General features: G+C 61.6%; 9 protein-coding genes. 2 read left to right on the top strand and 7 right to left on the bottom strand.

Translation table 11 applies throughout. The annotated features are described in order from the left end of the window. Nucleotides 1–185 precede the first annotated feature (185 nt). The 3 genes from ACVWZF_RS11165 to ACVWZF_RS11155 are packed head-to-tail and all read right to left on the bottom strand — an operon-like array spanning nt 186 to nt 3,482. Nucleotides 186–557: a BolA family protein gene (locus ACVWZF_RS11165; protein WP_414389652.1), complete on the bottom strand. Its 372-nt coding sequence runs from the start codon at nt 555–557 to the stop codon at nt 186–188. Nucleotides 558–561: 4 nt separating this feature from the next. Further along, nucleotides 562–1,578 (bottom strand): DNA adenine methylase, encoded by a 1,017-nt coding sequence (locus ACVWZF_RS11160; RefSeq protein WP_457411461.1) that lies wholly within the window; start codon nt 1,576–1,578, stop codon nt 562–564. Next, nucleotides 1,530–3,482, bottom strand: coding sequence for a peptidase M3 (locus ACVWZF_RS11155; RefSeq protein ID WP_457411460.1), 1,953 nt, complete (start codon nt 3,480–3,482; stop codon nt 1,530–1,532). Before ACVWZF_RS11155 ends, ACVWZF_RS11160 begins: the two co-directional genes overlap by 49 nt. A 469-nt stretch (nt 3,483–3,951) precedes the next feature. On the opposite strand from ACVWZF_RS11155, the gene ACVWZF_RS11150 reads away from it, so the two are divergent. Beyond that, nucleotides 3,952–5,502 carry a YifB family Mg chelatase-like AAA ATPase gene (locus ACVWZF_RS11150; RefSeq protein ID WP_011434260.1) on the top strand — a complete coding sequence of 517 codons (1,551 nt, stop codon included), beginning with the start codon at nt 3,952–3,954 and terminating at the stop codon, nt 5,500–5,502. 87 nt (nt 5,503–5,589) lie between these two features. On the opposite strand, the gene recF is transcribed toward ACVWZF_RS11150, so the two are convergent. From recF to rppA, 4 genes are all read right to left on the bottom strand, one after another. Beyond that, complete coding sequence (gene recF, locus ACVWZF_RS11145; protein ID WP_457411465.1) at nt 5,590–6,732, bottom strand: DNA replication/repair protein RecF; 1,143 nt, start codon at nt 6,730–6,732, stop codon at nt 5,590–5,592. Between the two features lie 168 nt (nt 6,733–6,900). Then, nucleotides 6,901–7,593, bottom strand: coding sequence for a DNA-binding protein (locus ACVWZF_RS11140; protein ID WP_457411459.1), 693 nt, complete (start codon nt 7,591–7,593; stop codon nt 6,901–6,903). Beyond that, a complete protein-coding gene (locus tag ACVWZF_RS11135) occupies nt 7,590–9,104 on the bottom strand; it encodes a sensor histidine kinase (protein WP_202943703.1) in 1,515 nt (504 codons plus the stop codon). The genes ACVWZF_RS11140 and ACVWZF_RS11135 overlap by 4 nt, the downstream gene beginning before the upstream one ends. Nucleotides 9,105–9,132: 28 nt before the next feature. Further along, on the bottom strand, nt 9,133–9,822 hold the full coding sequence (rppA, locus tag ACVWZF_RS11130) for a two-component system response regulator RppA (protein ID WP_011434265.1): 690 nt from the start codon (nt 9,820–9,822) through the stop codon (nt 9,133–9,135). 92 nt (nt 9,823–9,914) lie between these two features. Between rppA and ACVWZF_RS11125 the strand changes: the two genes are divergently transcribed. After that, nucleotides 9,915–10,298 (top strand): hypothetical protein, encoded by a 384-nt coding sequence (locus ACVWZF_RS11125; RefSeq protein WP_011434266.1) that lies wholly within the window; start codon nt 9,915–9,917, stop codon nt 10,296–10,298. Nucleotides 10,299–10,350 lie beyond the last annotated feature (52 nt).

Below are 10,350 nucleotides of genomic sequence, written 5' to 3'. Positions count from 1 at the left end.
GTCGGAAGCAGGAACCCGCCGAGACGACTGCGCAAGGAGCCATCCATGCGCAGCGTGGTAGGAATCTCCGGCCTTCAGGCCGGGGAGGATGTCAAGATTCCCGTTTGCGACAGCTTCAGCCCCTTTCTCAAAGGGAGAGAGGAGTTGAGGCGATGCACAGCCCGACTGGGAATGCTCCTCTTGGCTCAATTGGCTGATGAACCAGAATCCAGCCCCTGGAGTTGCTCCCACTGGGCGGGGGTAAAGGTGCGCAGGGCTAAAGCATGTAGGCGGCCATCCTGCAGGTAAGCTTTCAGGGCCTCATTCACCAGCCGGTGCTGTTTGATCAGGGGCAAGCCCTGGAATTGTTCCGCCACCACAATGGCCTGGAAATGGTGGCCATCGCCGACCGTGTCTTCCACCTGTACTCTCGCACCGGGCAGGGCGGCCCGTACCAACGCCTCAATTTCTCGTGGATCCATGCGCTGTTGTTCCCGTTGTCTCGTCGCGTCAGCGTTGCGGAGCAATAGTGTGTCCAAGCTCGAGATCCCGCCTTGGATCTCGACCTGCTCATCCATTACCCTAGATGGTTCCGGGGCAAAACGGGATCTCTTCCGGCCCACTGCAGGCGGTGGCCAGGCTGGGATGGCTCAGCACCAAGACCTCGGTGATGGGACCGCGTTTGTGGCCCTGGGCGTTGATGGCACGGCTGGCAGAGATGGTCTGGATGGGGTAATCCCGGTACAGTTCCCGCACAAAGGGGCAATCGGAATTGGAGAGCAGCACCTGCACGCCTCGGTCGGCCAATGTTCCAAACACTTCTCGCAGGCGGATCTGTTCCGCTTCGCCGAAGGCAAACCGGCTGTAGGCTGTGAAGCTGCTGCTGGCAGAAAGGGGATAGTAAGGGGGATCCAAATAGACGAAATCCCCGGGTTTGGCTCGTTCGAGCACCTGCCAAAACGGCTGCACCGCGATCTCCACGCCTTGCAAAACTCGTGCCACGGCCCGTAGGTTCTCCGCGTCGCAAATGCGGGGATTACGGTAACGGCCCAAAGGGACATTGAACTCTCCCCGCGAGTTTTCCCGGTAGAGGCCATTAAAACAGGTCTTGTTCAGATACAGCAGGCGGGCAGCCCGTTGCGCCGGATCTTCAAATCGAGCCGCGCGGATGGTGTAGTAATAATCCCGGCTGTGGTGGGCTTGGTGGTGGCTGAGCAGGGCAATGATCTCCTCCACGTGATCCCGCACGCAGCGATACACATTCACCAGCTCAGGGTTGATATCCGACAAAACAAAGTGTCGAGAACCCGATGGGATCCCTTGGGCCAGATGAAAAAAGACCGCTCCACCCCCCAAAAAGGGCTCGTGATAGGTGTTCCAGGTGCGAGGGAAAAAGGGTTCGTATTGGCTGAGCAGTTGCCCTTTCCCCCCTGCCCATTTTAGGAAGGGACGCGCTTTAATGGCTGGTGCTGCCGGAGTGGGTTCGCAGGAGTCGGGCGCAGGATCTTCCCGCCGCAGGGCATGCCTACGTCCAAGAGAACAAGGGTGGGTCAGCGATCCGGATCCTCTTCCAGCAGCTTTTCTAGCGTCTCGATCCAATGCTCCAGCTCCTCCAGCGCCTGCAACACTCCCTCTGGGTCGCTCAGATCCGCCTGCAGCATCTGGGTGGTTTCTGCCAAAGTCAGGGATCCGGGCGGGCTGGCCAACCAACGAAGGTAGTGGGGCAGAAAGTTGCGCGGAGAACTGTGATAGCGGCGGTGACAGGCCAAGGCCACCAGGCTGGCAAGGCTAGCCTGATAGGCACTAAAGGGGTGGAGAAACAGCTCCGGCATCCCCACCCAGTAAAACTGGTGTTCCGGCAACAGTTCCACCGCATCTCCGCACAGCTCTTGACACAGCTTCAACCACTCTTCGCTCACCCAAAGAGGATAGGTTGCCACATTTTCCCATGCGGGGAGCCCCGACCGATAGAGAATCAGCTCCAGCCGACTGATCAAGCTCTGGTAAAACACCGCCTGCAACTGGGCTTCCAAATGGTGTATCAACAGGGCCTGGGCCAACTGGAGGCTGCCGGAGCGTTCCCGCCAGCGCTGCGGAGCAGTTTGCCCCTCTGGGTCGTAAAGAGCAGGCCTGCCCATGCGAGGGGATCCCACTGCTGAGGCAACCAGGTGATCCAGGAGTATTTGCTGCAAAAAGACGGTGTGAGCCTGCACCCCCCACGCTCGCGGCAGCAGTGCGGAACTCCCCTGCATCTCCTCCAGATCCAGCCAAACTTGGGGATCCTCAGGCCGGAGCCGCTGGCTGATGATAGCAAGAACCTTCAACAGGAGCTCGCTCCCGCCGGATCCCGTTTCTCCTGGTCTAGACGAGGACTCTGTTTCGCTGACGCGATTGGGCTTGTCTGCCTCGATTGCCGAGCCGACTTCTAGCAGCCAGGGTTTGGCCTGGGCCGCACACTCGGGGCAGAAGTCCTGCAGGGCTGCCCAGATTAGAGAGGTGGCCTCAGCAGAGGTCAGGGGCGGCACGGGATCCCCCCAGGGCGCATGCAGATCGCAGATGCGAATGGAACGTCCCATTGTTCTGCTTTTGAGGCGGTAATAGTGCTGGAACAGGTCAAACCGATCGCGGATCCCTTCCAATAGGTTCTCCAAAAAGGTCTGAGTCAGGCCCTGGCGGGCCAGATACAGCTCGGCAGCAGAGTCATAGCCCCGCCATTGGGCCTCCCACAGGTGGTCGCGGATCAGGGTGCTGAGGATAAACCCACCCAGATCGGCATGGGCTTCTAGGTGTTGGACTAGCCGCTGGTAGGCCACCCAGCGGATCTCCGCGCTGGCGTGAGTTTGTAAGCTCTGCAGCTGGACAAGAGTGTGCTCTGGGAGCGCAGCAGGCGAGTTCAGGGTCACTTGCCACAACTGCCGCCAAGCTAACCTTCCTGTTGGGTACTGTTGGTGGAGCAGGCACTCCAGAGGCTCCGGTTGTTGGTGACCCCGCTGCTGCAGGAGGCGACACAAAAACTGGCGAAAGGGGCGCAGCTCCGGCTCGGCACAAGCAGCGGCCAAGGGATCCGAGGGCCGATCCTCTCGCTCCTGCGGCGTCTCAGCTGCGGGTTCGCCGAGGGGAACGGCGGTCAGGGATTGCAGTTCCAGGGGGAAAAACAACAGCTGGCTCTGCAGGGAGATGACCCGCTCCAGATCCCTCCAGCTGGGGTCTGCCTTCGTCCAGGCCATCTCTGGTTCGGCCTCAGCCGGGATCGCTGTTGGGAGGCTGCTGCTCTCGCAACCCTCGGCAAGATGGGCTGCCAGGGCGAGCGCCTGCGTCAGCTCCGACAACTCCTGCAGCGCCACCGCCAGCTCTGGCGGGCTGAGCTGGACCACCTGCCCCCGGTAGCGCTGGGCAAACTGCTGCACCTGCTCCTCCAGTTCATTCCAGGTTAGGGCGCGCTTTTTCCCAGAGCCAGAGAAACGCTCGAAAGGGGGTTCAGCAGCAGGAAAGACCACCGGCATCAGCCTCCTAGAGATGGGGTCGTCCCTCTGTTGGCTTGTCGGCAGAGGGGTGTGCCCGCCTTTTGACCTCTGCCAAAGGGCAAATGGCTGGGGAAATCTGGGTTGGAGGTGCAGGCTGCGATCAGAGGGATCCGGATCCCTGCTATCCCCCCCTGGGGGTTCCCATCCTGGTCAGAACATAGCCTCACCGCTGCTGTACTGCGCAAAGGCGGCAGCAACAGCCAACCCAAGCCTGAGCCATTCGGCAAGCTCGGATCCGGGATCCCGCATTCATTAAAGACTGCGACTGCGAAAACCGACGTGCCTCCTTGGGGGCAGGAAAAACCTGAGATGATTGTGACATTCTCCTTGGGCAAATGCAGCCGGCAGCGTGGGGATCCCAATTTCGGCCAGGATACGTGTTGGGACAGAATAGGCCTGCGGCCACTTGTGCAAAGGGTAAAAGAACTATCCGAGGGAGGTGACAGCATTGTTTGCCCAAGTCACTGCTGCCGCTCTGCTGGGACTCCGGGCCGTGCAGGTTACGGTGGAGGTGGATGTGGGCGGTGGCTTGCCCCAGATCACCTTGGTGGGACTGCCCGATACTGCCGTTCAGGAGGCCAAAGAGCGAGTGCGGGCGGCGATCAAGAACTCCGGCTTTGCTTTACCCCAGCGGCGGATCATCGTCAACTTGGCCCCTGCCGATCTGCGCAAAGAGGGCCCCAGCTTCGATCTGCCCATTGCCATCGGGATCTTGGCGGCCTCCGGGGTGATCGAGGGGGAAGCGCTGGCCAACACCCTGATGGTGGGGGAATTGGCCCTAGACGGCACCCTACGCCCGGTGGCCGGGGTTCTGCCTATTGCCGCCAGCGCTGCCGAGATGGGGATCCGCCGCCTGGTGGTACCCCAGGAAAATGGGCCGGAAGGAGCGGTGGTGCAAGGGATCCAAGTGTATGGGCTGCCCTCCTTGGCGGCGGTGGTGGGCTGGCTGCAAAACCCAGAGGGAGTTGAGCCGGTGCGGATCCAGCCAGAACAGATGTTGCCAACCGAAACGGAACCCCTGCTGGATTTGGCCGATGTGAAGGGGCAAGAACATGCCCGGCGGGCTCTGGAGATCGCGGCAGCCGGCGGGCACAACCTGTTGCTGGTGGGCAGCCCGGGAGCGGGCAAGACCATGCTGGCGCGGCGACTGCCCGGCATTCTGCCCCAGCTGCAGTGGGAAGAGATGTTGGAGATCACCCGCATCTACTCGGCAGCCGGCCTGTTGCGGCAAAACCTGCACCTGGGACGCCAGACCCCCCTGATCGCCCAGCGGCCCTTTCGCGCTCCCCACCATTCGGCTTCGGCAGTGGCGCTGGTGGGTGGCGGCCCCTACCCCAAGCCCGGGGAAATCTCGCTGGCCCACCATGGCATCCTGTACCTGGATGAGCTGACGGAATTCCGGCGGGAGGTGCTGGAGGTGCTGCGCCAACCCCTGGAAGATGGCAAGGTTACCATCTCCCGCGCCCGCGTTTCCCTAGAGTTTCCCGCCCAAACCACCCTGGTGGCCTCCACCAACCCCTGTCCCTGCGGCTTCTACGGGGATCCCGTTCACCCCTGCACCTGTACGCCGCAACAGCGGGAGCGCTACTGGTCCAAGCTCTCCGGCCCGCTGCTGGATCGCATCGACCTGCAGGTGCGGGTCAACCGCCTTAAGCCGGAAGAAATTGTCCGCGCCCAGGGCGGCGAATCTTCCCAAGCGGTGCAGCGGCGGGTGGAGCGGGCACGACAACGGCAGCGGCAGCGCTTTCAAAACGAGCCTGGGATCCACTGCAACGCCCAGATGCAATCCCGCCACCTGCGGCAGTGGTGCTCCCTTTCGGATCCCTGTCGCAAGCTCTTGGAAAGCGCCATCCAAAAGTTGGCCCTGTCTGCGCGGGGGAGCGACCGCATCCTCAAGGTGGCCCGCACCATCGCCGATCTCGAGGGCGCGGAGGCCATTGCCCCCACCCACATTGCCGAAGCGATTCAATACCGCAGCCTGGATCGCGCTCGGCTGTAAAGCCCAAGCGCTCGGCGCCGCTGACGCGACCACCCCCAGCCCCCCTCCCAGATAGGGTTTCCCTCACTGCCAGAGCTCCGGCCTGTCCTACGGGATCCCACCCCCTGTTTTGTCGGGAAAAAGCTGTCCCCCCTGCACCTGAAGGATTTGGGCGGCTTTGAGCCAGCCGGCGTCAAAGGATCCCAGGTGGGTGGTGGTAACCAAGGTTTGCACGCGCTCCTGAATGGCTTCCAAGAGCTGGTTTTGCCGGTGCAGATCCAGCTCTGCCAGCACATCGTCCAAGAGCAGCAAGGGCGGATCCCTGACCACCTGCTCGATCAGCTCCAGCTCCGCCAATTTCAGAGCCAAAACCAGAGTGCGCTGCTGGCCTTGGGATCCATAGGCGCGGGCGGCAACTCCGTTAATGCACAGCTCCACTTCATCCCGATGGGGGCCCACCAGAGAGCTGCCCAGGGAGTGTTCGGCGGCGGCTTTGGCGCGGATCTCGGCCAAAAACTGGGCTTGGATCACTTCGGGGCTGGCCTGGGGATCCGGCAGGGGCACTTGGGGTCGATAGGTAAGGGTCAGGGTTTCCCGTCCACCGCTAATGACCCGGTGCCAGTGAGCAGCCAAAGGCTCCAGCCGTTGCAGCAGCCGGGCGCGGCGGCGCATGATCCGGCTACCGGTGGTGGCCAGTTGGGCATCCCAGAAGGCCATCTGCGAGAACTTGTCGCCGGCAGCTGCGGGATCCTGCTTCAGCAGGGCGTTGCGCTGCCTGAGGATCTGGCGATATTGCTCCACCAGGCCGAGATAAACCGGCTCCAGTTGCAGCAACACCCCGTCCAACCAATGGCGCCGCGTCTCCGGAGCGCCCCGCACCAGCTCCAGATCCAGGCTGGAGAACACCACGGCATTCACCTGTCCCAAAAAGTCCGCCTGGCGGCGCAGCACCTGCCCGTCCACCTTCAGGGATCGCCTGCCGCTGCTGCGCAGCTCCATCACCAGCTCATGGGCCACACCCAGCCGTTCAACCGTGGCGGCAATCTGGGCTTGTCGCTCCTCTTGGTATACCAGCTCCCGATCCCGGCTGGCCCGCCGCGAGCGCAAGGTGGCCAACAGCTCCACCGCTTCCAGCAGGTTGGTCTTGCCCTGGGCGTTCTCCCCCACCAGGATGGTTTTGGGCGCGTCAAAGGTGATCTCTTGATCCCGGTAGTTGCGAAAGTGCCACAGGTGCAGGAAACGCAGGTACACCAAGGGAGATGTAAAGACGCGATCAGTCAGTATTCGAGAAGAACAGCCCCCGCTCTGGGGGCTTTCACTTTAACCCAACTCCAGCAGGGGCCAGAGAAGATAGAGGGGTTAACCCCGGAAACTCAGCCAGCAGGGATCCCTTCTATCCCCAGTTCCGGGTAGGCCAGATCAGCGCCTGGTCAGGGTAGTCATCCCCCCGAGGCGCTCAGCCGCCAACAGGTGTAGGGCAGCGCGGGCGGAGTAGCGGGCAGCTTTGCTACGGCTGTAGTCGGCGAAGGTGTAGCTGCTGGGATCCGTATTCACGTTGCTCAACAGGTTCTGCACTTGATTCTGCAGGTCAGAGACGCTGCCGGAGTTGATGTTGGCGAAGGCCATCTCCGCTTGCAGCCGGCTGAGGTACTCCTGAGCCCGGAAAGGGGCCTCGAAGAAGGAACGGCCAGGGCGGCCCATAAAACCCAGCTCCGCCTCATAGAGAACTTTGGCTGCTTTGGCTAAGTTTTCCGCTGCTTTGGCCTGCTCGCGGGCGGCGAAGAAGTTCCCCGCCTCAAGTGAGGCTTGGGCGTTGGTGAAACTCTCCTGGCCGTGTTCCAAAAGGCGGGCAGCCTCTGGGGAAGACCCCCGCTGAGAGAGGAAGCTGGCTTCGGCCAGGTGTCGCTGCGCCTTAGCCAGATCGCGGCTGGCTCGCTCAAGATCCCGCGGGCGCTGCCAAGTTGGCTGTACCTGAAGGGGAGCTGTGGCTTCAGGAGCAGAGCGTCTGCCCCGCTGGGCTTGCGCCGGGGATCCCAGCACCAGGGGGGTGAGCAGAGCCAAAATCGGCAGAGAACAACCCAGAGCGCGAGCAAAAGAGGAACGAATCGTCATTGGTCATAGACTCCAATCGACAGGACAAGCCGGTTTGGGTTATCGCGGCTCATCTTGAGAATGGCGGAGAAAAATGACGTTGAAGATGACAAGGGCAGCTCTACCGTAAATATCGATCCCTCTCCCACTTGGCTGGCCACTCGCAGGGATCCCCGATGGGCGGTGACGATCTGCTGGGACAAGGCCAGGCCCAGACCGAACCCACCCGTATGGCGAGCACGGGTTTCATCCACCCGGTAAAACCGCTCAAACAGATGGGGCAGATGCTCGGGGGGAATGCCAATGCCTGTATCCTTGACGTGGAGGTAAGCGCGCTGGCGCTGGCTTTCCAGGCTCACCTGCACTGTGCCGCCTGCAGGGGTGTACTGCAGGGCATTGCGCAGTAGGTTCTCGATGGCCTGCCGCAGCAGGGCAGCGTTCCCCCGCACAAGCCAACCCCCAGAAAGATCCGTCTCAGGCAGGTGGCATTGCCAGTGAAGGCCAAGGGCCTCAGCTTGGGGGCGGTATTGCTCGCTCAGCTCCTGCAACAGCGCTCGCAAATTCAGAAGCGGCAGATCCTCCAGGGGCAGGGATCCCTGCTGGCGGGCCAACTGCAGCAAGGTATCGATCAGCACGCTGAGGCGGCGGGCACCGCTCACCACCTTTTCCAGGCGAGGTTGAGCTTGTTCCGGGGCCAGCAGAGCCATTTGAGCATTGCTCATCAGGGCGGCCAGGGGGGCGCGCAACTCGTGGGAAGCATCGGCAGTGAAGCGTTGCAACTGCTCGTAGGAGCGACGAATCGGCTGCATCGCCAGCCCCCCCAAGATCCAGCCGGCCCCGCCGATCAACGCCAGCGTCAGCGGGATCCCGATCCCCAACCCCCAGCGCAAGCGACCCAGGGTAAGTTGCAGCGGTTCCAGGGGCACCGCCAGTTGCAAGTAGCCCAGTAGCTTTTCCTCCTGCTGCACCGGCAGCGTGAGCTGGCGCAACAGTAAGCCGCTCTCTCCTTCCACCGTTTGGAAACCCAGTTGGAGATGGTGAGGCGGGCCATCCAAGTCAAACAGCTCCAGAGGAGGCCGGGATCCCGTGTACTGGCGCAGGGATCCCAAGCTTTCCCTTCCGGTGCCGGGAGCAGGATCGAACCAGCGCACATAGGCCAAGTGATGGTCGAGGGGTTGGGTTTTCCCCCCCAAAAAGGGCACCTCGTTCAACACCAACCGCCACTGCCCCTGGCGCAGCTCGTACTTAATGGCTGCCGCCATGATCCCGGCCTGAACCTGCAGCTCCTCGTCAAAAGCCTGCAACTGGTTCTCCACTTCCAAGCGGTAGAAGACGGCGGCAAACACCAGCAGGATCCCCCCCATGACCCCGGCAAAGCTGCGGGCCAAGCGACGGCGGCTGTGGTGAAACACCAGGGATCCCGTCCCTCTTGTCGCAGCCTTCTGCCCCAGGTGCGGCTGAAGGGGGTGTGCCAGGGAAACCCAGTTCCAGCCCAGCCATGGGAGAGAATGCTTGTGTTCAGCTCTTTTCACCTCCATCGCCACCCCCTAGAAACTGCTTTCATGGGTTCTCTTCTGGAGAGGCTATGCGCAGCCGGTACCCCTGGCCATACACCGATTCCAGCCAATCTTGGGCCTCCACCTCTTTTAACCGTAGCCGCAACCGCCGCACCAACGCAGCCACGGCATTGCTCTCCGGCTCACAGCCCCATTCCCACACCGCCTGCTCGATCTGGCCCCGACTGAGCACCTGGTTGGGATGGCGCATCAGGTATTCCATCAATTGAAACTCCTTGCCCGAAAGCTGTACCTGCCTCCCCTGCCGCTCTAGGGTCAGGCTGGCCAAGTGCAAGTGCAGGGATCCCAGGCTGAGGCTGTCTCCTTGCCATTGGTGGGAACGGCGTCCCAAAGCCCGCACCCGTGCCAGCAGCTCCACCAGATCCACCGGCTTGACCAAATAGTCGTCCGCCCCCGCATCCAACCCCTGCACCACATCCGATGTTGCGTCTTTGGCAGTTAACATCAGCACCGGCGCACATCCCCCCGATTGGCGGTATTGCCGACAGAGCTGGATCCCGCTTGGCCCCGGCAGCATCCAATCCAAAATCAGGAGATCATAGGCTTTCTCCTCCATCAGCCAGGCAGCCATCTCCCCTTCCTTGGCACAGTCAACCACGTGGCCGCACTTGGACAGGGCAGCCTGTAAAAGCTCCAACTGTTCCGGGTCGTCCTCCACCAGCAAAATTCGCATCGTCCTGTGCGCCGTTGACCAAGACGGCCAGTTCCCACTGCCCAGGCTAGGATGGATCACGGAAATAGCCCTCTGCAAGGGAGAGAACAACGGTGGGGTGGCCCAAAATCCATCGGTGGCAAGATCTAGGGTTTGATTTTTGGCTGGTGCTGCCCTTGGCAGGGCTTCTTTTTGTGGCGGGGGGAGAGTGGGTGACGGGCCAAGCGCTGAGCCGTCCTCGCCGGCTAGAGCAACCTTTGGCGATTCGCAGCCAGCAACAAGCCACCTTGGCTCTGGATATTCTTTCCATTCAGGCGGAGATCCGCCGCTCCCGTGGCTACACTAAGGTGGAGGTGACTACCACCAATCCCCACCTGCGCAAGCTGGAATTTGAATTTCCACAACTGGATCCAGACCAGGTGTCGGCTCAGATTGCCCAAGAGCTTGGCCTTGCTCCCGAGCAAGTGCAGCGCCTGACCCGCTATAGCTTGGACTAGAGCATGACTCTAGTCAATAATAAGCTCAACTATACTGAAAATAATGTATAAT

The sequence above is a fragment of the Thermostichus sp. OS-CIW-30 genome, assembly GCF_054060215.1.
The sequence above is the reverse complement of the archived record's forward strand: the minus strand, read 5'-3'. Positions and strand labels throughout refer to the sequence as shown.